22 protein-coding genes and 2 pseudogenes are annotated in these 25,745 nt (G+C 71.1%); 13 read left to right on the top strand and 11 right to left on the bottom strand.

The genetic code is table 11. The annotated features are described in order from the left end of the window. Positions 1-6: 6 nt before the first annotated feature. A pseudogene (locus ABZ562_RS06550) lies at positions 7-489 on the top strand (GNAT family N-acetyltransferase); the annotation flags it as partial. Here ABZ562_RS06550 and ABZ562_RS06545 read toward each other — a convergent pair. Further along, entirely contained in the window at positions 486-1,193 is a 708-nt protein-coding gene (locus tag ABZ562_RS06545; RefSeq protein ID WP_361474856.1) for a lytic polysaccharide monooxygenase, read from the bottom strand. The pseudogene ABZ562_RS06550 and the gene ABZ562_RS06545 sit on opposite strands and share 4 nt — an antisense overlap. 214 nt (positions 1,194-1,407) lie before the next feature. On the opposite strand from ABZ562_RS06545, the gene ABZ562_RS06540 reads away from it, so the two are divergent. Then, a complete protein-coding gene (locus tag ABZ562_RS06540; protein WP_361474854.1) occupies positions 1,408-1,749 on the top strand; it encodes a type II toxin-antitoxin system RelE/ParE family toxin in 342 nt (113 codons plus the stop codon). Then, positions 1,746-2,090 (top strand): helix-turn-helix transcriptional regulator, encoded by a 345-nt coding sequence (locus ABZ562_RS06535; RefSeq protein ID WP_361474852.1) that lies wholly within the window; start codon positions 1,746-1,748, stop codon positions 2,088-2,090. The genes ABZ562_RS06540 and ABZ562_RS06535 overlap by 4 nt, the downstream gene beginning before the upstream one ends. A gap of 26 nt (positions 2,091-2,116) precedes the next feature. Here ABZ562_RS06535 and ABZ562_RS06530 read toward each other — a convergent pair whose 3' ends face one another. The 4 genes from ABZ562_RS06530 to ABZ562_RS06515 all read right to left on the bottom strand — a co-directional run bounded on the left by ABZ562_RS06530 (position 2,117) and on the right by ABZ562_RS06515 (position 5,166). Then, positions 2,117-2,587 (bottom strand): GNAT family N-acetyltransferase, encoded by a 471-nt coding sequence (locus tag ABZ562_RS06530; protein WP_361474850.1) that lies wholly within the window; start codon positions 2,585-2,587, stop codon positions 2,117-2,119. Positions 2,588-2,710: 123 nt separating this feature from the next. Then, positions 2,711-3,502: an ABC transporter permease gene (locus tag ABZ562_RS06525; protein WP_361474848.1), complete on the bottom strand. Its 792-nt coding sequence runs from the start codon at positions 3,500-3,502 to the stop codon at positions 2,711-2,713. Further along, on the bottom strand, positions 3,499-4,461 hold the full coding sequence (locus tag ABZ562_RS06520) for an ATP-binding cassette domain-containing protein (protein WP_361474846.1): 963 nt from the start codon (positions 4,459-4,461) through the stop codon (positions 3,499-3,501). Before ABZ562_RS06520 ends, ABZ562_RS06525 begins: the two co-directional genes overlap by 4 nt. 42 nt (positions 4,462-4,503) lie before the next feature. Continuing rightward, complete coding sequence (locus ABZ562_RS06515; protein WP_361474982.1) at positions 4,504-5,166, bottom strand: DUF4097 family beta strand repeat-containing protein; 663 nt, start codon at positions 5,164-5,166, stop codon at positions 4,504-4,506. A gap of 223 nt (positions 5,167-5,389) precedes the next feature. Between ABZ562_RS06515 and ABZ562_RS06510 the strand changes: the two genes are divergently transcribed. From ABZ562_RS06510 to ABZ562_RS06485, 6 genes are all read left to right on the top strand, one after another. Then, positions 5,390-6,145: a helix-turn-helix domain-containing protein gene (locus ABZ562_RS06510; RefSeq protein WP_361474844.1), complete on the top strand. Its 756-nt coding sequence runs from the start codon at positions 5,390-5,392 to the stop codon at positions 6,143-6,145. Between the two features lie 409 nt (positions 6,146-6,554). After that, positions 6,555-6,854, top strand: coding sequence for a WXG100 family type VII secretion target (locus ABZ562_RS06505; protein WP_361474842.1), 300 nt, complete (start codon positions 6,555-6,557; stop codon positions 6,852-6,854). Between the two features lie 75 nt (positions 6,855-6,929). Next, positions 6,930-7,244: a hypothetical protein gene (locus ABZ562_RS06500; protein WP_336047345.1), complete on the top strand. Its 315-nt coding sequence runs from the start codon at positions 6,930-6,932 to the stop codon at positions 7,242-7,244. A gap of 32 nt (positions 7,245-7,276) precedes the next feature. Further along, positions 7,277-7,957: a hypothetical protein gene (locus ABZ562_RS06495; protein ID WP_361474840.1), complete on the top strand. Its 681-nt coding sequence runs from the start codon at positions 7,277-7,279 to the stop codon at positions 7,955-7,957. A gap of 25 nt (positions 7,958-7,982) precedes the next feature. Next, complete coding sequence (locus ABZ562_RS06490; RefSeq protein ID WP_361474838.1) at positions 7,983-12,482, top strand: DUF6531 domain-containing protein; 4,500 nt, start codon at positions 7,983-7,985, stop codon at positions 12,480-12,482. Continuing rightward, a complete protein-coding gene (locus ABZ562_RS06485) occupies positions 12,479-13,117 on the top strand; it encodes a hypothetical protein (RefSeq protein WP_361474836.1) in 639 nt (212 codons plus the stop codon). The genes ABZ562_RS06490 and ABZ562_RS06485 overlap by 4 nt, the downstream gene beginning before the upstream one ends. A 443-nt stretch (positions 13,118-13,560) precedes the next feature. Here the strand turns inward: ABZ562_RS06485 and ABZ562_RS06480 are convergent, their stop codons facing one another. Beyond that, positions 13,561-17,943 (bottom strand): FtsK/SpoIIIE domain-containing protein, encoded by a 4,383-nt coding sequence (locus ABZ562_RS06480; RefSeq protein WP_361474980.1) that lies wholly within the window; start codon positions 17,941-17,943, stop codon positions 13,561-13,563. A 261-nt stretch (positions 17,944-18,204) separates the two neighbouring features. Between ABZ562_RS06480 and ABZ562_RS06475 the strand changes: the two genes are divergently transcribed. Then, on the top strand, positions 18,205-19,140 hold the full coding sequence (locus ABZ562_RS06475; RefSeq protein WP_361474834.1) for a hypothetical protein: 936 nt from the start codon (positions 18,205-18,207) through the stop codon (positions 19,138-19,140). A gap of 3 nt (positions 19,141-19,143) precedes the next feature. Here ABZ562_RS06475 and ABZ562_RS06470 read toward each other — a convergent pair whose 3' ends face one another. Beyond that, a complete protein-coding gene (locus tag ABZ562_RS06470) occupies positions 19,144-19,728 on the bottom strand; it encodes a sigma-70 family RNA polymerase sigma factor (RefSeq protein WP_361474832.1) in 585 nt (194 codons plus the stop codon). Positions 19,729-20,049: 321 nt separating this feature from the next. Then, the gene (locus ABZ562_RS06465; RefSeq protein WP_361474830.1) at positions 20,050-20,823 is read right to left on the bottom strand and encodes a LamG domain-containing protein; all 774 of its coding nucleotides are present in this window, start codon (positions 20,821-20,823) and stop codon (positions 20,050-20,052) included. Positions 20,824-21,085: 262 nt separating this feature from the next. On the opposite strand from ABZ562_RS06465, the gene ABZ562_RS06460 reads away from it, so the two are divergent. Further along, a complete protein-coding gene (locus ABZ562_RS06460) occupies positions 21,086-22,231 on the top strand; it encodes a class I SAM-dependent methyltransferase (protein WP_361474978.1) in 1,146 nt (381 codons plus the stop codon). Positions 22,232-22,277: 46 nt separating this feature from the next. Here ABZ562_RS06460 and ABZ562_RS06455 read toward each other — a convergent pair whose 3' ends face one another. Beyond that, positions 22,278-22,661: a helix-turn-helix domain-containing protein gene (locus ABZ562_RS06455; RefSeq protein WP_361474828.1), complete on the bottom strand. Its 384-nt coding sequence runs from the start codon at positions 22,659-22,661 to the stop codon at positions 22,278-22,280. Between the two features lie 103 nt (positions 22,662-22,764). On the opposite strand from ABZ562_RS06455, the gene ABZ562_RS06450 reads away from it, so the two are divergent. Further along, entirely contained in the window at positions 22,765-23,166 is a 402-nt protein-coding gene (locus ABZ562_RS06450; protein ID WP_361474826.1) for a RidA family protein, read from the top strand. Between the two features lie 10 nt (positions 23,167-23,176). Here ABZ562_RS06450 and ABZ562_RS06445 read toward each other — a convergent pair whose 3' ends face one another. Next, positions 23,177-23,821: a hypothetical protein gene (locus ABZ562_RS06445; protein ID WP_361474824.1), complete on the bottom strand. Its 645-nt coding sequence runs from the start codon at positions 23,819-23,821 to the stop codon at positions 23,177-23,179. Positions 23,822-24,060: 239 nt separating this feature from the next. Here ABZ562_RS06445 and ABZ562_RS06440 point away from each other — a divergent pair, with 239 nt between their 5' ends. Then, positions 24,061-24,858 carry a sugar phosphate isomerase/epimerase family protein gene (locus ABZ562_RS06440; protein WP_361474822.1) on the top strand — a complete coding sequence of 266 codons (798 nt, stop codon included), beginning with the start codon at positions 24,061-24,063 and terminating at the stop codon, positions 24,856-24,858. A gap of 34 nt (positions 24,859-24,892) precedes the next feature. Here ABZ562_RS06440 and ABZ562_RS06435 read toward each other — a convergent pair. After that, a pseudogene (locus ABZ562_RS06435) lies at positions 24,893-25,720 on the bottom strand (EamA family transporter); the annotation flags it as partial. Positions 25,721-25,745: the final 25 nt, after the last annotated feature.

Below are 25,745 nucleotides of genomic sequence, written 5' to 3'. Positions count from 1 at the left end.
ATGTCCGACGTACGACTGCGCGCCCCCGGCCCCGGCGACCTGGGGTGGATCGTCCACCGGCACGGCGTCGAGTACGCCCGGGAGTACGGCTGGAACACCGAGTTCGAGGCCCTGGTGGCCCGTATCGTCGGCGACTTCGGCACCCGGCACGACCCGGCGTACGAGCGCGTCTGGATCGCCGAGCGCGACGGCCGCCCCGTCGGCTCGGTGATGTGCGTACGGGACGAGGCACCCGCGACGGCCCGGCTGCGGCTGCTGTTCGTCGAACCGGACGCGCGGGGCCTGCGGCTCGGCGAGCACCTGGTCGCGGCCTGCGTCGACTTCGCCCGCGCGGCGGGCCACCGTGATCTGGTGCTGTGGACCACCGACGTCCAGGCCGCCGCCCGCCGGATCTACCAGCGGGCGGGATTCGAGCTGACCGCCGAGGAGCCGCACCCCGGGTACGGCGCGGGTCCGGTGATGGCGCAGGACTGGCGGCTGGCGCTCTAACCGCCCGGGAAGATCACGTCACTGCACGAGTAGAACGTCTGGTCGAAGTGGCTGGCCTGCCAGATCATGAACACCACATGGCGCCCGGTGCGCCCGGGCGCGTTGACCGGGATCGAGACCGTGACCCCGTTGAGGCTCGGATCACTGGACGGCTCCCCCACCCCGGGCGCGATCTTCCCGGTCTGCGCGACGAGTTCGAGGTTGCTCCAGCGCAGCGGCTGGGTCGTGGGGTCGTAGCCCTGCTTGGTGACGTAGATGCGGTAGTAGTCCGCGCCGTGCTTGGCCTGGTCGTGGTTCTTGAACGTAAAGCTGTTGTTGACCGGGGTGGCCTCCCACTTCCCGGGCACGTCCATCGCGTTGTAGCGCCCGGACGAGGTGTGCCCGGCGCTGCACAGCTGCCCGTCGGGCAGCGCGGCCTGGTGATTGCCCGCGACCCCCTCGCGGTAGAGGCCGTTCCAGTTCCACATGGCGTTGGTGTCGGCCTGCCACGCCTGCCAGCACATGGGGTCCTTGGTCTTCATCTCCGGATTCTGGAAGTCGCTCCCCCAGCGCTTCCAGCACCCGTAGTTCCGCGACGCCGGCCCGATGGCCGACCCGTGGGCGTCGGCGGTGCCGACCAGCCCCACGGTGGCCAGCAGCGTCGCGGCCGAGGCGACGGCCGAGGCGCGAAGACCCCATCTACGAACATGCCCATGACAATTCACTGCGCCTCCAGATCCGCTTCGGGTAGGTGCGGGAGCGCTCCCATCGTAGGACGGGGATCATGAGGCGACCAGACGCATGACGGGAGGGGCTCCCGCTCATCCATCCACCCAGACAACCCACGTTCGAGTGACACACCGACTAAAGGGCCCGTGCATCTTTACAAGCAAATGCTTATACTCGCTCGTGACATGGTCAATCAATATCCATGATGAGGTGGCCGAGTGGTTCCTCGCCCTCTGCGCGGACGACCCGCATTCGGCCGACGCGGTGGAGCAGGCCGTAGAGCTCCTCGCGGAGGTCGGCCCGAGCCTCGGTCGGCCCATGGCCGACGTGATCCACGGCAGCCGGTTGCACAACCTCAAGGAGTTACGCCCCGGCTCTGCGGGACGGACCGAAATCCGCGTCCTCTTCGTCTTCGACCCCGACCGCGAAGGCATCCTTCTCGTCGCGGGCGACAAAGCCGGACACCGGCACCGCTGGTACGACGAGGCCGTCCCGCTCGCCGAAAAGCGCTACCAGCAATACCTCGACCACAAGGAGAAGGAGGCGGAATGACTGGATTCACCTCATGGGACGAGGTCAAGCGGCGAGCCGAACAGGCTCGCCGCGAGGCACATCCCGACATCGACGAGGCTGAGTGGACAGCGCGTAAGGAGGCGGCGCGCCTGGCCCAGGAGGCGCACCTCCTGGGCCACCACCTGCGGCAGCTCCGCAGGGAGCGCGGACTCACCCAGCAGCAGGCGGCCACACAGCTCGGGATCACCCAGGCCCGAGTCTCCCAGTTGGAGCAGGGCAAGGCCGTGGACCTCGCCGCCATGCGCGCCTACGCACAGGCGCTGGGTGCGCGGCTGACCCTCGTCCTCGAAGTCGACGACCAGCAGATCCGCATCGCCTGAGGCTGCTCAGAAAAGGAGGGCGTGGCTCACCACAGGTCCAGCTCGCCGACCGTCTGGTTCCCGCTCGTCTCGCCCGTCGGCTGGAAGCCGAGCCCGAGGTAGAAGCCCTCCGGGCCACCCTCGCCCGGATGCCAGGTGGTGGTCATGCGGGTGCCGCCGCGGCGGCGGATCTCGGCGGCTACGGACTCGACCGCGAAGCGGCCGTACCCCCGCCCCTGCTCGCCGGCGGCGATGTTGAGGCGCCAGAGGCCGGAGCGGATGTCGGTGCCTGTGCCGTCGCCCCGCCAGTCGATGTCGAAGAAGGCCATGAGGAAACCGACGGTCCGGTCACCGTCGAGGATGAGGCGGGGCCAGGCTGTGCCGGGATGGACGTACGCCTCGGCCAGGGACTTCACCACCGGCGCGACCAAGTGTTCCTGATCCGGACGGACCCGTAACCCGATCGCGGTGTCCAAGGTGTCCGGGGTGATCTTCTCCAGGCGGAGAGTGCTCGTCATGCACGGAACCATAGGCGGGAGTTCGGGGGCGCCGCGCGGTGCGGCGATGAGGAGGACGCCGACGGGGCGGCGTCCTCCGACGGGGTGTCGGGGGACGCCGCCCCGGGTGGGACGAGGTGCGGGTCACTTGGGGTCGCGCCTGAACGAGGCGGTCGACCAGCGATAGCCGAGCGCCGCGAGCACCAGGCACCAGGCGACCGCCAGCCACCCGTTGTGGCCGATCTCGGTGCCGAGCAGCAGACCGCGCACGGTCTCGATGGCCGGTGTGAAGGGCTGGTATTCGGCGATGGGCTGGAACCAGCCCGGCATCGCGTCGATCGGGGTGAACGCGCTGGAGATGAGCGGCAGGAGGATCAGCGGCATCGCGCCGTTGCTGGCCGCCTCGGCGTTCGGGCTGGCCATGCCCATCCCGACCGCGATCCAGGTGAGCGCCAGGGCGAAGAGCACGAGCAGCCCGAGCGCCGCCAGCCACTCCAGGGGCGAGGCGTCCGTGGAGCGGAAGCCGATGGCCACGGCGACGAGGCCGATGAGGGTCACGCTGGCGACCGACTGCAGGACGCTGCCGATGACGTGCCCGATGAGCACGGACCCGCGGTGGATGGCCATGGTGCGGAAGCGGGCGATGATGCCCTCGGACATGTCGGTGGCGACGGACACCGCGGCCCCGATGACGGTGCTGCCGATGGTCATCAGCAGGATGCCGGGGACGACGTAGGCGATGTAGCGAGAGCGGTCGGCGCCACCGCCGGCGATACCGGCGCTCATCACGTCACCGAAGATGTAGACGAAGAGCAGGAGCATCATGACCGGGGTGAGCAGCAGGTTCAGGGTGAGCGACGGATAGCGCCGGGCGTGCAGGAGGTTACGGCGCAGCATCGTGGTCGCATCGCGGACGGCGAGGGAGAGAGCGCTCATCGGACATCCTCCTTGGGCTGGTTGTTCTGGGCGGGCACGCCGGGGCCGGTCAGGGCGAAGAAGACGTCGTCGAGGTCGGGGGTGTGCACGGTCAGCTCGTTCGCCTCGATACCGGCGGCGTCCAGCCGGTCGAGAATGGCGCGCAGTTCGCGCTGGCTGCCGTCGCTGGGGATCTGCAGCGACAGCGCCTCGTCGTCCCGGGTCACGTCGCGCAGGGCGACGGTGGCGGACTGGTAGGCGGCCGGGGCGGTGAAGCGCAGCCGCACGTGGCCGCCCGGGATGAGCCGCTTCAGCTCGTCGGCGCTGCCCTCGGCGGCGATCCGGCCGTTGCTCAGGACCGCGATGCGGTCGGCCAGTTCGTCGGCCTCCTCCAGGTACTGGGTGGTGAGGAAGACGGTGACGCCGCCGGAGACCAGCTCGCGGACGATCCGCCACATGTTGTGGCGGCTGCGCGGGTCCAGGCCGGTGGTCGGCTCGTCGAGGAAGATGATCCGCGGGTCGCCGACCAGCGTCATGGCGATGTCCAGGCGGCGCTTCATGCCGCCGGAGTAGCCGGCGGCGGGCTTCTTCGCCGCCTCGACGAGGTCGAACCGCTCCAGCAGCTCGGCGGTGACCCGCCGCCCCTCGCGCCTGGACAGGTGGTGCAGGTCCGCCATGAGGAGCATGTTCTCCTCGCCGGTGATCAGCCCGTCGACCGCGGAGAACTGCCCGGTGACGCCGATCGCGGCACGCGCCGCCTGCGGGTCGGCGGCCAGGTCGTGGCCGCCGACGCGCAGGTCGCCGGCGTCGGCGCCGATGAGGGTGGAGAGGATCTTGACGGCGGTGGTCTTGCCCGCGCCGTTCGGGCCGAGCAGGGAGAAGACCGTTCCGGTCGGCACCGCCAGGTCGATGCCGTCGAGCACGACCTTGTCGCCGTAGGACTTGCGCAGCCCGTTCGCCGCGATGGCCAAGCTGGTCATGAAGGGGGCTCCTTCCAGGGACCGCGGATCAGAGGTCGCGGGTCAGAGGCTGCGGGCGGTGATGTCGCCCCGGGAGGTGGTGGCATGGATGTCGAGCTGGGCGGTGCCGTCGTTCCTGAGGTCGTTGCTGACGCGGCCGGAGGCGGTACCGGCGTCCAGGGAGGCCGAGATTCCGGCGGCGGCGCCGACCGAGATGTCGCCGGACTGGGTGCGGAGCACGACCGTGCTGCGCACGGCCTCGGCGATCCGGATGTCGCCCCTCGCGGTGCTGATCTCCGCGGGGCCGTTGAGCCGGCCGACCTCGACGTCGCCGTCGACCGCGGTGAGGCGGACGCTCGCGGCCTCGTCGATCTTTATCTGGCGGTACGCGCCGTCGAAGGCGATGTCGCCGAGGCGTCCGACGGCCCGGAATTCGGTGCTGGCCGCTCTCGCCTCCACGCGGGAACCGGCGGGCAGTTGGACCGTCACCTCGATGGTTCCGGAGGGGCCGACGTACTGGTTCTTCGCCGGGACCGCGATCCGCAGGACGCCGTCGGCATAGTCGACCCTGGTCCGCTCCGCCGCCTTCACGTCGCGGTCCTTCGAGGCGTTCGTGGGCAGGACCTCGACCGCGGTGTCGGACCGGTCGGCGGCGATGATCTGGACGCGCCCCGCGGGGATGTCGAGGACGGTGGAGATCGGGGCGGGGGTGGCGAACTTCTGCATCGTGCTCTCCTTGCGGCTCGTCGTTTCTGACATGAGAAAAGCTACGTTGCGTTCGACATTACGGCAACGCACTTGTTGCATCGAATCATCATCGACACAGCTCAGAGGCATTAAATCGTTGCAGTGACCTTGAATGTAATGCAACAGACCATCCCCCTTGCGTTGCAATAGATTGGGGGTGAACGCTATGCTGACGGCCCCAGGGAACACGAAGGAGGCTGCGATGCCGGGAGGCAGGCTCACCCAGCAGGACCGTCAGCAGATCGCGCTGGGGCTCGCCGACGGCCTCGCTTACGCGGAGATCGCCAGAGGTCTGGAGCGTCCGACCTCGACGATCACGCGTGAGGTGATGCGCAACGGCGGCCCCACCGGCTACCGCGCGGACCTGGCCCACCGCGCCACGGAACGGCGCGCCCACCGGCGCAGGCCCGCCTCGTCCCGAGGCGCGGACCCGGCTCCCCTGCCCCACGGACGCGACGCCGACGCCGTCCGCGAGTACGAGGAGCTGTTCACCACCGTGATGATGCAGTCGGGCCTGCCCAAGATGATGGCGCGGGTGATGGTCTGTCTCCTCACCACCGATACCGGAAGCCTGACGGCGTCCGAACTCGCCCAGCGCCTTCAGGTCAGCCCGGCGACCATCTCCAAATCGATCACGTTCCTGGAGGGCCAGGCCCTGCTCCGCAGGGAACGCGACGAACGACGCCGCGAGCGCTACGTCGTCGACGACGACATCTGGTACCAGACGACGGTCGCCAGCATCCAGTCCCTCAACCAGCAGGTCGAGATCGCACGGCAGGGGGTCGGCATCCTCGGCCCCGGCACTCCGGCCGCCGTCCGCCTGGAGAACGTGGCCCGCTTCCTCGACTTCGTCGGCGAGAGCCTCGGCCGCGCCGCGGAGCAGGCCCGCGAGGTCCTCTACACGAAGGCCGAAACGACCTCGGGCGGGACCGCCACGTCAGGCGCGGATCGCGAATGACGCATCGTTGACGGCAGTCCTGCGTGGCGTCCCCCACATGGCGTCAATTCCTGCGGCGACGCCCCTGTCCATGGGGCCCGTGGCGATCGTGTGCCCGCCGCTCCTCCTCGTGGATGTCGCGGTTTCTCACCGTTCTGCTTCCGCACCCGCGTGACCCGTACGACCTGATGGGCCCTGCGGGGCCGAGCAGCCATGGGAGGCAACCCGATGAATCTCGCTGACATCGCTCCCGACGAGCCTGACCTGCCCGTTCCCGGCATAGGCGACGGCGCCATGGGCGTCGTGCTCCCCTGACCTGCCGCTTTCGTCACCGTTCCGCAACAGACGTGAACCACCCCGGCAGGTGCCCCGTAGAGCCCGGTGTACGCGGCCCAGCGGCCGCCACGACGGAGCGACGGAAGGAATCGGCATGGCCGGCGGCAACATCAAGATCAGCCCGGAGGAGATGCAGGAGGCCTCGACCTGGCTGCAGCACCAGAAGGAGCTGATGCAGCAGAGCCTCGAGGAGGCCAACACCAAGATGGACGAGATGGTCGAAGCGGCCTACGCCACCCCGGGCTCCGAGAGCAAGTTCCGTCCGTACTGGGAGGAGTACAAGAACGGCACCGAGAAGGCCATCGAGGGTCTGCAGGGTGTCAGCGAGTTCATCAAGCAGGTCGCCGACGCGTTCGTCGACACCGACGACCAGACCGCCGGCTCCATCGGCTGAAGCGCTCCGCATCGTCCGGCCCCGCTCTCCCTGTGAGGGCGGGGCCGGGCGGCCGGGACAGGAGAGGAGACACCGGTGGGCAACATCAGCGTGCCTGTGCAGGACCTCAAGGACACCGTCAAGGAGCTCCAGAACATCGGGGATCTGATCGGGAACTCCGCGACGCTCTACAACGCCACCGGCGGTGCGGGGGACTTCAAGAGCCTGGCCGGCGACAGCACGCTCGCGGACGCCCTCGACGCGTTCGACAAGGCGTGGGTGGCGGGTCACGAGCGGGTTCACGACAACGTGAAGACGTTCGCCGACAACACGGACACGATCGCCGAGAACTTCACGCAGACGGACGACGAGACCATCAAGTCGCTCGACGAAGACAAGCAGGACGCGTGACGGAGGAACGTCGCGCCGAAGGGAAAAGCGCCATGACGGAACCGGCCACGGAGCAGTCGGAGGCGGCCGCGCCCGCGGAATACAGCCTGAGATTCCCCGACTCGTGGTGGCAGCTCGACCTCGACCCGAGTACCCGGGATGCGTCGATCCGTCGCCGTATCGAGGAACAGGTCGAGAAAGCCCCGCAGCTGACCCGCGAGCAGGTGGACGGGCTGATCCGCAGCACGCGGCGCACCGCCCGCGAGGCGCACGCGAAGGGCGCGCTGCGGGCGTCCGGAATGATCAGGATCCTGCGCGCGGGCAGCGGCCCGCTGGTGCTCAGCGCCACCACGGTGGTGCTGCGGATCACCGTTCCGGAGGGCGAGTCGGAGGATCTGGCGGACCTCGTCATGGCCGCAGGCGTGCAGCTCGGCACCGACGCGGAGGGCACTGGACTGCCGCCCGGCGAGGTGGAGTTGGTGGAACTGCCGCATGCCGGGGCGGCCGGGCGGATCTCCCGCGTCGAGGACGTGGACTACCAGGGGAAGCGGGTTCCCACCGCGGTGCGGCACACCCTCGTCCCGGTGCCCAACACCCACGACTACCTGGTGATCGCCAGCTCCACTCCCAACGTGGATCTGGCGGAGCAGTTCTACGAGGTCTTCGACGCGATCGCGGAGTCGCTCCGCTTCGACGGCCAGGCCGACACGACCGACGCAGCAAAGGGAAAGTGAGGTCGCGGCCATGGCGCGTCCGGCGGTGTCCGATTGGGAAGACGTCTTCGGGTTCTCGGACGACCCGACCCCGGGTGATGCGGACATGCTCGGAGACCTGGCCCGCCAGTACCGCTCCGTGGCGGACAACGCGGGCGATGCCCTGCCCCTCGTCTCCGCCCTGGAGAACAACCAGGTCGGCGAGGGCAAGACGATGGACAAGCTCCGGGACAAGCTGGGCGACCTGGCCAACCAGGTCCGCAAGCTGCACAGTTCCTACGACCAGGCCGCCGGCGCCCTGGACACGTACGTCAACTCGCTGCGCGACCAGCAGCGCAACGCCGACAACGCCCTGGAAAAGGGGCGCGAGGCCAAGGACCGGCTCGAATCCGCCACCGATGTGGTCAAGGCGGTCACTGCTGACATCAGTCATCTCGACGGCCAGAAGCATCCGCCGGACGACAAGGAAGCCCGGGCCAGCACCCGCCGCGCCCTCGACGAGGCCCACAGCAAGCAGTCCGGCGCGCAGGCGCAGGCCGACGACGCCCAGGCCGACCTCGACGCCGCCCGCATGCTCGCCGAGGACGCCCGCCAGGTGCGCGAGGAGGACGCCGCCGTCGCCGCCCAGAAGCTGGACGACGCCCGCGACGAGTCCGTCGACGGCTACAGCCTCTGGGACAAGATCAAGAAGGCGTTCAGCAAGGCTCTCGGCATCATCAGCGCGGTGCTGGGTGTGCTGGCGCTGCTCATCCCCGGACTGCAGGGTCTCGGCATCGCCCTGACGATCGGTGCCATCGTGACCGGTGCGGTGTCACTGGGCATCAATATGTCGATCATGGCCGAGACAGGCGACTGGGACATCGGCGAGATCGTCCTCGGCGTCGTCGGCCTCGTCGCGGGCGGCGGCGCACTGTTCAAGGGGCTCGGAAGCGTCGGCTCGGCGCTCAAGGGCATCAAGCCCGGCGCGATGAAGAACATCGGTTCCGGCGCCACCCGTTCCGTCAGCCGGGAGGGGATCGGCAAGAAGTGCGCGACCGACCCGGTCGACGTGGCCACGGGCGAGATGCTGCTGACGCAGACCGACCTGGAACTCCCCGGCGAACTGCCGCTGATGCTCGCCAGGACGTACCTGTCGACCTACCGCTACGGGCAGTTCTTCGGCCCGTCCTGGGCCTCCACGCTGGACGAACGCCTCGAAGTCGACGATCGGGGCCGGGTGCGGTGGGCGCGGGAGGACGGGTCGATCCTGACCTACTCGCGGCTCCCCGAGGCAGGCTCGGACGACCTGGTGTGGCCCGAAGAGGGCCCCCGCCTGCCGCTGGCGGCCGAGGAGACGGCCGAGGGCGGGGTCGCCCACGTGGTCCGCGATTCGCGCACCGGCCTCGTCCACCACTTCGCGGACCGCGCCACGGACGGCGCCGACGAGACCGCCGTGCACTGGCTGGTCCGCCGGCACGACCGCAACGACAACGAGGTGCGGATCGAGCGGGAAGAGGACGGCACCCCGACGGCGATGGTCCACTCCGGCGGCTACCGCGTGGAGTTGAACTGCGTCGCCGGACTGCTGCTGGACACCTCCGTGGCCACACCCGAGGGCCCGGTGAAGGTGACGTCCTACGAGCGCGACACGGAGGGCAACCTCAGCCACGTCGTCAACTCCTCCGGCAAGGCGCTGGTGTTCGGCTACGACGAGCACTCCCGCATCGTCTCCTGGACCGACCGGAACAACTCCATGTACCGGTACGTCTACGACGAGAACCACCGCATCACCGAGACCATCGGCCCGGACGGGTACCTGTCCTCGCAGTGGTCCTACGATCCGGTCGAGCAGCGCACCCACTACACCGACGCCACCGGCGCCCTCACCGTCTACCAGCTCAACGACCTCCACCAGGTCATCGGCGAAACCGACCCCCTCGGCAACACCACCACCTCCGAGTGGGACCGCTACGACAAGCTCCTGTCCCGGACCGATCCACTCGGGCGCACCACCCGCTACGAGTGGAGCCGCGGCGAGGACCTCACCGTCGTCGAGCACCCCGACGGCCGCCGCACCGAGGCCACCTACAACTCCCTGCACCTGCCCACCGAGATCGTGCTGCCGGACAGGACGACCTGGCGGCAGGAGTACGACGCCCGCGGCAACCGCACCGCCGTCACCGGACCCGACGACGCCGTCACCCGTTACACCTACGCTCCCACCGGCGCCGTGGCCACCCACACCGGGCCGGACGGCACCGAGACCCGGATCGACAGCGACCCCGCGGGCCTGCCGGTGCGCGTCGTGGGCCCTTCGCCGGTCTCCGGCCGGGGAGAAGGTCCCTCGGACGTCGGGACGACGTGTGTCCGGGACGCGTTCGGCCGCCCGGTGAAGGTGACCGATGCCCTGGGCGCGGCCACCTGTCTTGAGTGGACGGTCGAGGGCCTGCTGTCCCGGCGTACGGCCGCGGACGGCAGCGTCGAGACGTGGCAGTGGGACGGGGAGGGCAACTGCCTCTCCCACACCGACCCGGGCGGCGGCACGACCGCCATGCGCTACACCCACTTCGACCTGCTGGCCGAGCGCACCACCCCCGACGGCGTCACGTACGCGTTCGCCTACGACGCCGAACTGCGCCTCACCAGCGTCACCAATCCTCAGGGGCTGACCTGGGACTACACGCACGACAGCGCGGGGCGGGTCATCGCGGAGTCGGACTTCGACGACCGCCGCTTCAGCTACACCTACGACGCGGCCGGTCAGCTGACGGCCCATTCGACCCCGCTGGGTGAGGAGATCCGCCTCGAGCGGGACGTGCTGGGACAGGTCACCGCGAAGGACGCCGCCGGTGCCGTCACCCGTTACACCCACGACGCGGGCGGACGCATGATCCGCGCCGAAGGCCCCGGGACGACGCTGGAAAGGGCCTACGACGCCGAGGGCCGGCTGCTGTCGGAGACCGTCGATGGCCGCACCATGCGCTACGGCTACGACCCCGTCGGACAGCTCGTCTCCCGCACCACTCCCACCGGCGCCACCTCCACTTACACCTACGACGCCGCCGGCAACACGACCGGCGTGTCCACCGACGGACACCAACTGACATTCGCACACGACGAGTTGGGACGGGAGACCGAACGGTTCTTCGGCGCGGACGTCCGGCTCTCCACCGCCTACGACTCCCTGGGCCGGCTCACCCGCCAGCACCTGACCTCAGGTCACGAGCTGCGCCGCGGTCGCTCCTACGGCTACCGCCCCGACAACCGCCTCACCGCGATCACCGAGGAGGTCACCGGCCGGACCCGCCGCATGGACCTCGACCCCGTGGGGCGTCCACTCGCGGTGACGGCGGAAGGCTGGTCGGAGGCTTACGCCTACGACGCCGCCGGCAACCAGACCGCGGGCGACTGGCCCGGCCGGCGGGCCGACGACGACGGTGCGCGCGGCGAGCGCACCTACCAGGGCATGCGGCTCCTCTCCGCGGGTGGTGTCCGCTACGAGTACGACGCCGCCGGGCGCGTGACGCTGCGCCAGAAGACACGGCTCTCGAAGAAGCCGGACACCTGGCGCTACGAGTGGGACGCCGAGAACCGGCTGACCGCGTGCACCACCCCCGACGGCACCCGCTGGACCTACACCTACGACCCGCTGGACCGCCGCACGGCGAAGTACCGCATGGGCGAGGACGGGGCGCCGGTCGAGGCGGTCCACTTCACCTGGGACGGCACCAGCCTGGCGGAGGAGTCCACCTCACGCACGGGCGTCACCGTGACCTGGGACTACGACGACCAGCGGCCGCTGACGCAGTACGAGCGCCGGCTGACCGCGGCCGACGGGCAGGCGCTGCCGCAGGACGAGATCGACTCCCGCTTCTTCGCGATGGTCACCGACCTCGTCGGCACCCCCACCGAACTCGTCGACGAATCGGGGGAGATCGCCTGGCACACGCAGGCAACCGTGTGGGGCACCACCAGCTGGAATCGCGGCGCCACCGCCTACACGCCGCTGCGCTTCCCCGGCCAGTACGCCGACTCCGAAACCGGTCTTCACTACAACGTTCACCGGCACTACGACGCGGACGTCGGGCGGTACATATCGCCCGACCCCCTGGGGCTCGTGCCGGACCCGAACCCCTACGGGTATGTGAACGATCCTTTCCAGGTATGCGACCCCCTCGGGCTGGCTCCCTGCACCACCGTATTCAGGAACCTGAACGACAAGGACAACCCCGCCGAAGGACTGGTGGCGAAGAACCCGGACGCCAATTACAGGCCGGCGGCGCACGTCATGATGGGAAGCAAGGAGGGCTTCAAATCGCAGTTCATTTCCACGACGAACAGCATGGAAGTCCTCAATAAGTGGAAGAAGCAATACGGCCAGGTCAAAATCGACCTGACCAAGTTCGACGGAACGGTCCACGACCTCACGACGGATGCGGGACGCAGGGCCGCTGGAATCAAGCCGCGAGGCAGGCCGATCAATTACGCCAAGTCTTCGCAGGAAGTACTTCTCGTGGGACGCGTACCCCCGGAAGCAATCACTTGGATCAAGAAGCCTGGAGAATGATGACTGAATCCGGTCCGGCGGATGAGCTGACCGAAGCTCTCAACTCGCTCACATTGCCTCTTCAGTCCAACGAGGGCCTTGACGAGGAAGCGCTGGAGAAAGTATTCGACACAATCCGACAGTGCGAACAGGAGTGGGACGGGTCTTCCCTGATTCCCAGAGACGCGCTGGCCGAACTCGTGGACGTGTACGCGGCGCTCGACGGGTTGGCCGATGCGTACCCGGAGCCCGCACGCTCGGCGATCGGCCGTGCGGCCCGCGAACTCCAGGGACTGGCCCTGTCGGCGGTGAAGAAACAGCGGGTCGAGGACGAGGTGAACCTGCCGCCCGAAGCGCTCTCACTGGCCGACAGGTGGGACAGCGTTCTCCGTGAAACTCGGGATCGCCAGGAGGTCCCGTCGGAGAAGCTGTCCGACTTCCTCGGCGTGCTGGACGCCCTGGCCGAAGAATTTCAGGACCAGGACGGCATCCCTCGCACCGTCGCACGCACATTGATCACCGCATACCCTTCGCTCATCGAAATCGCCGCCGAATGTGATTCCGCGGCGAAGCAGGAAGTGCTGAATTCCGCGTTCGAGGTCCAGGAGCACGTCTGGGACTTCGTGAACGCGGACGACGACGAGGACGATTCCTGACAGAAAGCGAGGTGACGTCCACGGCGCGTCCCCCGGCGTCCGACTGGCAGGACGTGTTCGGGTTCTCCGACGACCCGACCCCGGCGATGCGGAGATGCTCGGCAGACTCGCGCGCAGCTACCGCTCGGTGGCCGACGACGCGGGGGACGCCCTGCCCCTGCTCGCCGGGCTGGAGGGCAGCGCGCGGCGAGCAGTCCTCGGCGCAGGGACCCGCACGGACGTGGCCGGCTTCGCCCTGGGCGTGGTCGGCCTGGGCCACGGGCCGCTGGCCTACACCGGTCACACCACCCCGCCGGTGAACGACGACAGCTACCTGCCCGGCACCCCCCTGACCGAGACGCGTGCACGGGCGCCCGCACCCGCGCACCGTCCCGCACACAGCGCGAGGGCCCCGCACCGGCTTCGGCCGGTGCGGGGCCCTCGCGCATGCCGTCCCCGTCGGGTCAGCTGCCGGGCTCCGGCAGGACCGTCTCCGGGACCTGAACCGTCCGCAGCACCCCGTCGCCCAGGTGCAGGATGGCCCGGCCCGGGCGGGTCGCGCCCAGGCGGCTGCGGGGCACCTTGACGCCGATCAGTTCTCCGTCGCTCATGTTCTGCGGCTTCAGCAGCAGTCCGCACCGGTTGCGGCGGGCCTCGGTGTGCCAGCCGGAGAAGCCGGAGGAGAGCCGGTCGGTCTGCCCGGCGATCACCAGGCCCCGGCCGTTCTCGGCACCGGACTTGGCGATCGAGGTGAGGACGGACTCGGCCTTCGACTTCAGCAGCAGGTCGGCGTCGTCCAGGATCACCACGGCCCCGTCGGGCGCGGAGGACAGCGCCTCCTCCAGGGCCGTGGGGTCGATGTCGGACTCGTCGAACACCGCGAGCACGCCCGGCCGCCCGGCCAGGGCGCGCAGCGGCGAGCGGGCGGGGGCGCCGATCACGACCGGGGTGCCGGACGCGAGCAGCGACAGCGCGACCGTCGACAGGACGGTGCTGCGCCCGGACCGGGCCGGGCCCGCCACCAGGAAGGTCGGCGTCACCGAGAAGTCCGGTCCGAAGGCGGTCAGTTCATCACCGCCGACGCCGGCCACCGCCCACCGCGGGTGCGGCCACGGCTGCGGCGCGTACCCGGCGGCCTCCTCCCAGGTGAGCCGGTCCGGCAGGGTGTCGACGCGGAACGGCCGGGTGGCGGCGGGCAAATGAGCCGACCGTTCACGGCACTGCCCGGCGATCTGCTGGAGCGCCGCGGCCTGCGCCTGGCCTTCCGGGTTCTCCGTGAGCAGCGCGATCTGTACCTCGGCCTTGTCGGCGGCGCGGAACGCGCGGCCCGGCGGGATCTCGTCGGGCACGTTCCGCTGGGTGATGCCGATCATGCCGTACTCGGACTTCTCGTTCAGCTTCAGCACGAGCTTGTCCTCGGTGGAGCCGTTGACCCGGCTGGAGAACAGTGCCCGGTCACCGGTCATGACCAGGTGGATGCCGGCGCTCGCGCCGTCCCGGAGCAGGGTCTGCACCCCGGACAGCAGGTTCCCGGAGTCGTACTCGCCGAGCTGCTTGTCGAAGACCTCCCACCGGTCGATGAACAGCACGATGTGCGGCGGCCGTTCGTCCTCGGGCAGTGCGCGCCGGAGTTCGGGGAGGTCGGCGCTGCCGCGGGCGGCGAGCATCTCCTGCCGCCGGGCGAGCTCCCCCGTCAGCCGGGCGAGCAGCCGGGCCACCCGGTCCGGCTGGGTGCGCTGGGTGACGGCGCCGGCGTGCGGCAGCCCCTCCATGGCCAGCAGTGCGCCGTTGCCGCAGTCGATGCCGTACATGTGCAGCTGGGCCGCGGTGTGGGTACGGGCGAGCATGGCGGCGAGCGTGCGCAGCGTCTGCGACCGGCCCTGCCGGGGCGAGCCGACGATGTGCAGGTGCCCGAGCGTCGCCGGGTCGATCACCAGGGGGAGCCGGGCCTGCTGGGCGGGCAGATCCACCACGCCGTAGGCGACGGGCTGGAGGTCGTAGTCCGAGGGCGGGGCCGGCGGCAGTTCGCCGGTGACCAGCTTCTCGGGCAGCGGCGGCAGCCAGGGGCTGTGCTGTGCGGGGATGCCCAGCTCCCGGTCCGCGTCGCGGATCGCCTTGACGAGTCCGGTGAGGTCGGTCTCCACCTCCGCGGGGGCGGCCGCGGCCCGGGGCCGTGCCGGGAGCGGTTCGCCGAGCCGTTCCCAGCCGACCGCCACCGCCCAGGGTGCCGGCAGCGAGGCCGCCGCGGCGCCGGGCCGGCGGCCACCGACCCGTCCGGACTGGAACGGCACGAGAGAGTTCTGACCGAAGCGCACATAGGCGCGGCCGGGTGTGCTCTGCGCGATTCCGGCGGCCTCGGGGGAGTTGATGACGTCCTGGCTCTCGCCGGAGTCCGTCACCCGGAGCGCGATGCGCAGGTTGGTGTTGGCGCGGATCTCCGAGGAGACGACGCCACTGGGGCGCTGCGTCGCCAGGATCAGGTGGATGCCGAGGCTGCGGCCCCGCTGAGCGATGTTGACCAGGCCCTTCACGAAGTCCGGCAGGTCACGCACCATCGAGGCGAACTCGTCGATGACGATGAGCAGCCGGGGCATCGGGGTGCGGCCTACCGGGTTCCGCTCCAGCGACTCGACGTAGTCCTCGATGTCCTTGGCGCCGGCCGCGGCGAGGATGTGCTCGCGCCGGGTGAGTTCCGCCGTCAGCGACACCAGGGCCCGCTCGACGAGGTGGGCGTCGAGGTCGGTGACCATGCCGACGGTGTGCGGCAGGTGCTCGCAGTCCTTGAACGCGGAGCCGCCCTTGTAGTCGACGAGGACGAACGTCATCGCGTCCGGACGGTTCGCCACCGCGAGCGAGGCGACCAGCGTCTGGAGGAGTTCGGACTTGCCTGAGCCGGTGGTGCCGGCGACCAGCCCGTGCGGGCCGTCGCGCCGCAGGTCCAGGTAGAACGGGCCGTCCAGGGAGACGCCGACGGCCGCCCGGGTCGAGCGGCCCCCGGCGTTCCAGCGCGCCCGGATGCCGTCGGCCCGCGGCGGGTCGAGGGCGATGACATCGAGCAGCCGCGCGGCACCGGGGAGCACCGCGGCCTCCTCGTCGGCCCCGCCCGGGTCCCGCAGCGGGCCCATCGCGCGGGCCAGCGAACGGCACCAGTCCAGGGACACCGCGTCGGGCCGGATGCCCCCGACGGTGCCCCTCCCGGAGCGTCCCACCCGTACGGTTCCGCCGGGCTCCTCGACGACGACGGCGTGGCACTCCTCGGGCAGCAGCCGTTCCTCGGCGTCCAGGCAGACCGCGCGGACGCCGACGGACGGTCCGTCGCGCAGGATCTGCGCCACGCCGGGCAGCGAACGCAGGCTGCGGGCTCCGTCGAGGACGACGAGCACGTCGGGCCCGGCGGACCGGCTGCGCCGGTCCTCCCGTCCGGCGCGCTCGGCGATCAGCGTGGTCAGTTCGGCGACTCGCCGGGCGCAGGTCTCCGTGCCGTAGCCGATGCTGGCCGGGGTGTCGCCGGCCTTCTTCCGCACGTGCGGCAGCCAGCGCAGCCAGGACCAGCCGTCCCGGCCCGGGCCGCCGGTCGTCAGCAAGTGGATCTGGAGGTCACGGGGGCTGTGCAGGGCGGCGGCCTGGGCGACCGTCCACCGTGCCACGGAGCGCGCGACCGGGCCCTCGCCGGCGATTCCCAGTACGTCGTGCTCACGCAGCGGAACGGTCACCGGGACGTCGTACGCGGTCCACGGGTCCTGGCGGCGGTGTTCGTCCTTGGTCGGGTCCTGGAGCACCACGTCGGAGGGCAGGTCGGCGGTCCCGACGCGCAGTTCCAGGAAGTCGGCGTCCGAGGTGCGGCGTTCCCACAGGCGGTGCCGGGGGCCGACGGCGGTCAGGACGACCTCGGCCGGGTCCGGGAAGCCGCGTCGCCGGGCGGTGCGTTCGGCCGCCAGGGCCTTCTCCGCGTCGCCCTCGATGCGCTCCTTCTTCTCCTCGTAGGCGGCGACCGCGTCGGAGTGGGACTGGCGTCCGTTGCGCCGGCTCATCACGTAGTTGCCGATGATCGCGACCGGGGAGAGCAGCCCGAACAGCAGCATCGTGTAGCGGCCGAAGATCAGCGCCGCGGCCACCGCCATCACCACCGGGGCGGCCGCGGTGATCCACGGGAGCGGCCGGGCACCGGGCGGCGCGGGCGGGAAGGGCAGGGAGAAGCGGGTGGCGTTCTCGGCCGGCCGCAACCGCGGCGGCCGGTTGTAGTCCCAGCCGGTGCCGTCCTCCGAGGGCTCCACGGCCGCGTCCGGCCGCTGCGGAAGGACGAGTTCGAGCAGGCAGCCCCCGACGAGGAGCTGCGCGCCGGCCGGCCAGGCGGTGGCCTCGGTGAGGTCCTCGCGGTCCAGCTGCACGGTGCCGCCGTCCGGCGCGGACGGGTCGGGAGCCACGCGGCAGCGTCCTCCGGGGCCCACCGCCAGGACGGCGAACGGACGGCTCGGTACGGAGCGCAGCACCTGGGCGGTCCCGTCGTGGGCCAGTCCGATCCGGTACTCGCCCATGTCGAGCCGGTGCACCGCGCCCGCCCCGGTCCCGCCGACCGCACGGACCTCCACCAGCCCGTCCGGTTCGGCCGACGAGGTACCGGCCGGGCGGCCCAGGCCCACGACGGCCGCGTGGTGGAGCGGCGAATCCCGCAGCGGCATGTCCGCGGGCAGCAGCCGGTCGCCGACGTACAGGCCGATGCCTTCCGGGGGCCGGTGGACGCCTCCCGCTCCGGCCAGCGCCTCCGCGACGCCGCCCACGGGCGTGTCGGGGTCGGCGTCGAGGTGGACGTCGAACGCGTCACTCTCCCCATCGACCACGGTCAGCATCAACGACACGAAAGGTCCTCCAGCTTGCGCGATTGCGGGGGCGCGGGAGCCGTGCTCGGCGGCTCTCGCGCCACTGACGGGACCTACGGCGCCCACCCGCAGATGGTTCACGGAAGGGTGCTCCGACGTGCGGGTGAACCGTCCGGGGCCGCGCCCCGTAGTGGCCTTCGGGTGCACGGCGCCGCGACTCCGCCGCGGTCCCGCCCCTGATTTCGACCGTCCCGGCTCCACCGCCGGGGCGTCCCGACAAGGAGTAAGAAGATGATCTGGTACGTCCTGGCCGTGGTGCTGGGGCTGGCGCTGATCGGAGCGGTGGCCGCGCTGATCGTCACCGAGCGGCGGCCCCGCCCGCCGAAGCCCGCCGCCGCCTCGGACGCCGTCGTGGAGCGGGGGGCTCTGGACGTGGTCGACGCGGGCCTGCGCCGGCTGACGGGCGAGTGCCTGCGCTCCGGCCGGTCGCTGCCCGACGTGTACGCCGTCGTCTACTCCGAGGAGCGGCTCGGACTGCTGCTGGCCGGCGCGGAGGAGGACGCCCCCGCGCCCTGGACCGCCGAGGCGGACGGTGAGCGCTGGACGGTCTCGCCCGACGCCCTGCGCCGCGGTCCCGAGGGCGAACCGGCCCTGCCGTACGCACTGACGGTGACGGTGGGGCTGGACGGCGCCGACCGGGTGCTGGTCGACCTCTCCCGGGCGTCGGGGCCCGTGTCCGTGGCGGGACCCGACGAGGAGGTGCGCAGCCTGGTGCGGGCCGTCGTCGCCGAGGCGCTCTCCGGCCCGGTGGGCGCTCCCGCCGAGGTCACCCTGGTGGGATCCCTGGCCGGCGACGGGCTCGTCGCCGACGACGTGCCGGCCTCCCGTCTGCACACCGCGGCCAGCGTGGAGGAGGCGTTCGCCAGGGCGGCTTCGGCGGACCCGGTGCCGCCGGAGCCCGGATCGCCCGACGTCACCCAGATCTTCCGGCTGATCGAGGGCAGCAGCCAGGTCGACGTCCAAGACGGGGTGTCGCACCTGTTCGTCGTGGACGCCTCACAGCTCCCGCGGCGGGAGGGCGCGTTGGACGGCCTGCGGCGCGGGGACGCGCTGCTGGTGCTCGGCGAGGCGCCCGCGGGGTGGCGCTGGCGGGCCGATGCGGACGGATCGCTCCACACCGGACCGCTCGGCCTGGAGATCACCCGGCACGTGGGTCGTCTCGCGTGAGTCTCATCCGGCGTCGCGGTACCGGCCGTCCGCGTACAGCCCTCGGCGGTACAGCGCCTCCCGCAGGTCGCGGGAGGCGTAGAACGTCCGCGACTTGACCGTGCCCGGCGGCACGCCGAGGACCCTGGCCGCCTGGTTGACACTGCGCCCCAGGTAGTGCACGTGCAGCAGCACCTCGCGCTGCTGCGGCCGCAGGTCCCACAACGCCTCGAAGAGCACCTGGGAGGTGAGCATGTGGTCCACGTCGTCGGACACCGGCCGGTGGACGAGTTCCGGGTCGCCGGTCTCCGCCGGTCTGGCCTGGCGGGCCCGGAGATCGTCGATGACGAGATTGCGCAGCACGGTGAACAGCCACGGCCGCGCCGAATCCGAGGTCGGGTCGAGCTTCCCGGCGTGGCGCAGGGCGCGGATCGCGACCTCTTGGAGGACATCCTCGGCACGGTGCCAGTCGCCCTGCAGTCGCCGTGCGGCGAATTGCAGCAGGGCATGGCCGTGAAACTGGTAGAGGGCTCTGAGGAATTCCTCTGGGCGGAGTTCCTCGGTAGGGGGGCAGGGTATTCCGTCTTCGGTCGACGTACTGGCCGACAAAGGCCTTTCCTCTCCGGTCACCCGTGGGGGCTCTCCGGTCGCCTGTGGGGGGAGACTGTGCAGCCGACTGCGGGAGGGCCTACGGGCGCCATCGCGAGCAGTCGCCGACGCCGTTCGGTGTGTCCGCCGGCACGCGGCGACGGTGAACGCGCCCCGGTACCACCGTGGTTCCGGCGGCCGAGGCGCATCATCCGGGGGCACTTCCGGCAGGGCACGACACGATGTGCGGCCGGGCCGTGCCGGTTTGCACGTCCCGGCCCGCTCGGTGCGCGACCCGCCGGCGGCGGCCGACGCCCCTGGCAGGGGCGTCGGCGCCCGCCGTCAGTCGGGTTCGCCGGCGGAAAGCGAGCCCACCTCGTCGGGCGTCAGTTCGCGGTCGTAGACGTGCACGTCGGCGATGTCGCCCTTCCACTGGTCGGCCGCCTCCCCACGAAGCTGGCCGCGTCCCATCACGATGTCGCCGGTGCCCTTCTGCTTGCTGGATGCCTCTCTGCTTCCCGCGAGTTTGCCGTCCACGTAGATCCGCATCTGGTGGTCCTTCTGGTCGTACGTGCCGGTCAGGTGGTACCAGCGGTCGGCCTGCGGTGGCTCGGCCTTCTCCGCGACGGTACGGGCACCGGGGAAGCTGAACGCGAAGTTCTCGTCCTGGCCGGAGTACTGGAGGAAGAAATTGCTGATCCGGTCGCCGTCCTGGGACAGGGCGGTGTGGAATCCCTTCATGCTCTCCGCGGTGAGCCGCACCCGTGCGGCGACCGAGTAGTCCCCGGTGGTGTCGATCCGGGTGCCGGCGTCCGCGTATGCGCTGGTGCCGTCCAGCCGCAGGGCGCCACCCTCGGGACCGTCGGTCCACTCCACGTCACCTCTGACGAGGGCATCGTGCTCACCCGCCTTCGCGGTGCCGGACTTGTGCAGTGGCCACCATCCGACGCCGGCCAGCGACTCGGTGCCCGTGCTCGGCGAGGCCTGCTTCTCCCCGGAGTCACCGGAGTCACCGGAGTCACCGGAATCCTGGCCGCGCACCAGCTGGGCGACGACGAAGGCCAGCGCGACGGTCAGTACGGCGATCGTGGTGATGAGCGACCATCTGCGCGTCATAATGCCCCCTAGGACGTGCGGTACAAATACGTCACTGCTGATCACATATCCGATCCGGAAGCAGTTTGACGTTCCCCCAAATTGTGACAGGCCGATAAGACAACGAAGATGGGCCCCTAAATGTGCTGCCGCGCGCATAACGTGCGGCGACGCCCGGGTATGGGCCCAAGGGCGCTCCCCTCGCGCCGGGGCGCCCGTACCGGAAGGATCGGCTCCCATACCCACCACTGGCGCGAACCGCACAAGAGCAAAGGTGTACCCCCTGAGCACGCAGCACCTCATCGAGTGGTCCGAGGACGGCCGGACCCGAACCGCCCAGTGGCGCTCCGAGAGCGGCGCGCCGCCGCCGCGGCGGGTGGTGGTCGCGGACGACCGGATGACGGCCGACGCCGCGTACCGCCTCGTCTGCGAGGGCACCGCGCTGCTGTGGCGCGGCGACTACCAGGGCGCCCGGCAGCTGCTCACCGCGCTGGCGCGGCGGGTCGACCGGGGGCCGCGGCGGCCCCGGGGGCGGCGCGGACCGGCGGAGAGCACGGCGGAGGCGTTCCACCGGCACCGGCAGGAACAGGGGCGGCGGGCCCGGCTGCTGGGCATGCTGCTGGTGCCGCTGGACGCCGACCTCGCCGTACCGCTGCGCCGCGCGCCCGACGTACGGGAGGCGTGTGCGCGGGTGTACGGCGCGGCGCAGGGCCCCTCGGTGATCTCGCTGCGCGAATTGCTGGGACTGATCGGCGCGCACGAGTGGCGGGAGAAGGGCGTCGAGATCCCGGCGCTCGGCGGCGACCGCGTCCATCCGTACTACGGGGTCTTCTCGCCGGTGCGCGGCGAATACGTCGACCTGGTGGCCGAAGCCCCGCTGCCCGCGTCCCCCACGGCCGCCTTCGACATCGGCACCGGGACGGGCGTGCTGGCCGCCGTGCTGGCGCGGCGCGGTGTGGAGCGCGTGGTGGCCACGGACCAGGACGAGCGGGCGCTGGCCTGCGCGCGGGAGAACGTGGAGCGGCTGGGCGTCGCCGATCGGGTGGAGGTGGTCCGCGCGGACCTCTTCCCACCCGGCCGCGCCCCCCTGGTGGTGTGCAATCCGCCCTGGGTCCCGGCACGCCCCAGCTCGCCGGTCGAGTACGCGGTGTACGACCCCGGCAGCCGCATGCTGCGCGGCTTCCTGGACGGGCTCGCCGACGCCCTCACCCCCGGCGGCGAGGGCTGGCTCATCCTCTCCGACCTCGCCGAACACCTGGGGCTGCGGACCCGCGAGGAGTTGCTGGGCGCCTTCGAGACCGCCGGTCTGCGGGTCGTCGGCCGGCTCGACGCCCGGCCCGTCCATCCCCGCGCCACCGACGCCGCCGACCCACTGCACCGGGCCCGCGCGGCGGAGGTGACGTCCCTGTGGCGGCTGGCCACGGGGTGAGGGAACGCCCACGCGCCCGGGAGGACCGCCGGGCGCCGGGCGCCCGTCAGGCGTCGAAGCGGTGGCGCGCGCCCTCGATGTGCCCGAGGTACCGGTGCGTCCAGCCGCAGAGGGCGTCGACCGTGGCGCGCAGGGCCCGGCCCGGCTCGGTGAGGGTGTACTCGACCCGCGGCGGCACCGTGGGGTGCACCTTCCGGTCGACCAGGCCGTTGCGCTCCAGCATGCGCAGGTTCTGGGTGAGCATCTTGTGACTGACGCCCTCGACCTCGTTCCTCAGTTCGCTGAAGCGCAGGGTGCCCTCGCCGAGCGCCTCGATGATCAGGAGCGCCCACTTGTTGGCGACATCGGAGAAGATCTCCCGCGCCAGGGAGTCCGCGCGCCGCAGGTCCGCGTCCTCGGGCAGGCCCTTGAGCTGCTGTTTGGTCACCATGAGGTTCCTCAGTCACCGAAAAGTGCGTTCTTCCAGGTCAGCCTTCACTCTCCTACAGTCTCCGAGTAACCACAAGAGAGTGATACGGAAAGGGCGAGCCCTGTTGGCCACCATCGATGTCTTCAACCATGACGTGCCGGCCGAGAGCGACTTCGGCTACTCACAGGCGATCAAGTCCGGCGATCTGATCCACGTTTCCGGACAGCTCTCGCTCGACGAGGCGGGCGAGTTCCGCCACGCGGACGACTTCGCCGCCCAGCTCACACGGACCTACGACGCCATGGACAAGGTCCTGGCCCACTACGGCGTCACCCGGAACCAGATCGTCTCGCAGACGCTGTACGTGGTGAACCTGTGGCGGAACGCCGAGGCGGCGGCGGAGGGCAACCGGGCGTACTTCGGCGACCACCGCCCGGCCAGCACGGTCCTCGGCGTCACCGAACTGACCTTCCCCGGCCAGCTCATCGAGATCAGCTTCGTCGTCGACACGAAGCTGCCCGCCTGAGGTCTCGCGGTCAGAGCCGGAACGCCGCGGTCACCTGCTCGGCGAGTTCGTCTTCCGTCGTCGTGGTGTCGACCTGAAGGGCACGCAGCCCAAGACGCCCGGTTTCCTCCCGAAGGCGTCGCGTGAACATGTGGTCCCGTTCGGCGACGTTGCGGTCGGCCCTCGCCGGATCGCTGGTCCTCCACACGAACCCCTCCCCCGGTACCGACCGGCTCCGGAAGGCGGCCCGGCGGAAACCGGGGGAGGGAAGAAGCCACACGGCGCGCTCGGGAGCGGCGAGCAGAGGCTTCACCAAGCGCGGCAGCAACCGGAATCCCTCGACGATGACGCACGGCTCCCGCGGCAGGCGAAGGAGGTCTTCGACGATCAGGCCGAAGCCCTCACCCCGAAACCAATGGAAGGTCTCGAGCATGAGTTCCGGAGAGCGGTTCACCCATCGCTCGTCCATGTCCATGGCCATGAACGCGTGCAAGTAGGGGGCCTCCTCGGGGGTGGCCCGCCCGGCGTGATCGCGCATCACGTCGTCGGTCGCGTAGAGGCGCCAGCCGTGGCGCTCGGCGAGCCGGCCGGCGATCGTCGACTTTCCGGCGCCGCTGCCCCCGCCGATCCAGTACACGTGCCGCAGCCGGGCGGCAAGCTCCGCCGCGTCGGCCATCCCTCCACCATGTCCGGGCCGCATCCCTGTCCTCCCTCTCCTCATGCCTCTCCGCCGCCCAGGTGAGGCGGACCGGTCCATCGTGCCCGCTGCATCGGCACCCGAAGGCGCCATCCGTCGGCGCGAGGGAGGGTTTGGGGTCGCCGGTGCCGGGTTACGGGTCTTCGGCACGGCAGGATTGACCCCGCCGGATCATCCCCGCCCCCTGCTGAGCGCCCCCACAACCCACGGAGTCCGCCATGAAGCTCGCCTTCTCGACCCTCGGCGTCCCCGGTATGCCCATGACCGATGTCGCCCGGCTCGCCGCCGGGAACGGGTATCACGGCGTCGAGCTGCGCGCGCACCCCGAGGAGCCGGTGCATCCCGGAATCGGGGCGGACGAACGCGCCCGGGTGGCCGGGGAGTTCCGGGACGCCGGGGTGGACATCCTGACCGTCGCCGGGTACGTACGGGTCGCGGCCGAGGGCCCCGACGAGTCGGTGTGGACCGGGCTGCGGGAGCTCCTCGCGCTCGCCCACGACCTGGGCGCGCGGTACGTCCGCGTCTTCCCCGGCGGCGGCGACCAGAGCCCCGAGGAGGCCGACGCGACGGCCGCACGCCGCCTGGGGGCCGTCGCGCCGCACGCCGCCGATCTGGGCGTACGGCTGCTGCTGGAGACCCACGACTCGCACCGCACCGGCGCCGCCGCGGCCCGCGTCCTCGGGCCGGTCGGGCACGGCAGCGTCGGCGCGATCTGGGACGTGATGCACCCCTGGCTGGGCGGCGAGGACCCCGCCACCAGCTACGCGGCGCTCTCCCCGCACCTGGGCTACGTCCAGGTCAAGGACATCGCCTCCGCCGAGGACACCACCCCGCTGCCCCTGGGCGCGGGCGTGCTGCCGCTGACCGAGTGCGTGGAGCTGCTCAGCCGTGAGGGCTGGGACGGCTGGCTGTGCTGGGAGTACGAGAAGCGGTGGTACCCGGCGGCCCGGGAGCTGCCGGAGCTGCTGGCGCCGGGCCGGGACCACCTGCTGCGGCTGCTCGCCGACGCGGCCTGAGCCGGGGTCGTACGGACGGGAGCGACGTCAGCGCCACGCCGCCCACCAGCAGGGCCGCCGCCAGCCACCGCAGCGGGCTGATCCCCTCCCCCAGCACCAGCGCCGCCGAGGACATGCCGAAGACCGGTACCAGCAGGGAGAAGGGGGCCACCGCGGAGGCGTCGTACGTACGCAGCAGGAAGCCCCAGAGGCCGAAGCCCAGCACGGTGGCCACCCAGGCGACATAGACGATGGCGCCCGCCCCGGCCCAGTCCAGCGCGGCCAGCGCGTGCAGGCCGGGGGCCGCGCCCTCGAAGATCAACGACAGCCCGAGCAGCGGCAATACGGGCACCACGCTCACCCACACCATGAAGCTCAGCGGGTCGGGCGGGGCGGCCTTGCGGGTGAGGACGTTCGAGACGCCCCAGAAGGCGGCGGCCGCGACGACCAGGACGAAGCCGAGCAACGGGCCCGAGGTGCCCTCGTCGACGGCGGCCACGGCGATACCGGCGAGCGCCACCGCCATGCCCAGCAGCCGTCGGCAACCGGGACGTTCGGCGAGGACGGCGGCCGCGAACAGCGCGGTGAACACCGCCTGGATCTGCAGCACCAGCGAGGACAGCCCGGCGGGCATCCCCTCGTGCATCCCGATGAACAACAGCCCGAACTTCGCCACCCCCAGCGCGAGTCCGACGCCCACGATCCACTGCCAGGAGACCCGCGGCGGGCCGACGAAGAAGATCGCGGGCACCGCCGCCACCAGGAAGCGGAGGGAGCAGAACAGGAGGGGCGGGAAGTGGCCGAGGCCGACGTCGATGACCACGAAGTTGACGCCCCACAGGGCCGTGACGAGCACGGCGAGGCCGATGTGCGCAGGTCGCATAGGACGAGGATCGGGTGCCAGACCT

Source organism: Streptomyces sp. NPDC019937 (genome assembly GCF_040631655.1).
Classification (GTDB): domain Bacteria; phylum Actinomycetota; class Actinomycetes; order Streptomycetales; family Streptomycetaceae; genus Streptomyces.
This window is presented reverse-complemented; position numbering and strand designations above follow the sequence as displayed.

What these genes read in the sequence shown, in the direction of transcription:
- ABZ562_RS06525 (WP_361474848.1), bottom strand. Translation starts at nt 3,502, where the DNA reads ATGAGCGCTCTCTCCCTCGCCGTCCGCGATGCGACCACGATGCTGCGC.
- ABZ562_RS06505 (WP_361474842.1), top strand. Translation starts at nt 6,555, where the DNA reads ATGGCCGGCGGCAACATCAAGATCAGCCCGGAGGAGATGCAGGAGGCC.
- ABZ562_RS06480 (WP_361474980.1), bottom strand. Translation starts at nt 17,943, where the DNA reads ATGCTGACCGTGGTCGATGGGGAGAGTGACGCGTTCGACGTCCACCTC.
- ABZ562_RS06510 (WP_361474844.1), top strand. Translation starts at nt 5,390, where the DNA reads ATGCCGGGAGGCAGGCTCACCCAGCAGGACCGTCAGCAGATCGCGCTG.
- ABZ562_RS06485 (WP_361474836.1), top strand. Translation starts at nt 12,479, where the DNA reads ATGATGACTGAATCCGGTCCGGCGGATGAGCTGACCGAAGCTCTCAAC.
- ABZ562_RS06445 (WP_361474824.1), bottom strand. Translation starts at nt 23,821, where the DNA reads ATGGCCGACGCGGCGGAGCTTGCCGCCCGGCTGCGGCACGTGTACTGG.
- ABZ562_RS06495 (WP_361474840.1), top strand. Translation starts at nt 7,277, where the DNA reads ATGACGGAACCGGCCACGGAGCAGTCGGAGGCGGCCGCGCCCGCGGAA.
- ABZ562_RS06535 (WP_361474852.1), top strand. Translation starts at nt 1,746, where the DNA reads ATGACTGGATTCACCTCATGGGACGAGGTCAAGCGGCGAGCCGAACAG.
- ABZ562_RS06520 (WP_361474846.1), bottom strand. Translation starts at nt 4,461, where the DNA reads ATGACCAGCTTGGCCATCGCGGCGAACGGGCTGCGCAAGTCCTACGGC.
- ABZ562_RS06475 (WP_361474834.1), top strand. Translation starts at nt 18,205, where the DNA reads ATGATCTGGTACGTCCTGGCCGTGGTGCTGGGGCTGGCGCTGATCGGA.
- ABZ562_RS06465 (WP_361474830.1), bottom strand. Translation starts at nt 20,823, where the DNA reads ATGACGCGCAGATGGTCGCTCATCACCACGATCGCCGTACTGACCGTC.
- ABZ562_RS06440 (WP_361474822.1), top strand. Translation starts at nt 24,061, where the DNA reads ATGAAGCTCGCCTTCTCGACCCTCGGCGTCCCCGGTATGCCCATGACC.
- ABZ562_RS06530 (WP_361474850.1), bottom strand. Translation starts at nt 2,587, where the DNA reads ATGACGAGCACTCTCCGCCTGGAGAAGATCACCCCGGACACCTTGGAC.
- ABZ562_RS06455 (WP_361474828.1), bottom strand. Translation starts at nt 22,661, where the DNA reads ATGGTGACCAAACAGCAGCTCAAGGGCCTGCCCGAGGACGCGGACCTG.
- ABZ562_RS06515 (WP_361474982.1), bottom strand. Translation starts at nt 5,166, where the DNA reads ATGCAGAAGTTCGCCACCCCCGCCCCGATCTCCACCGTCCTCGACATC.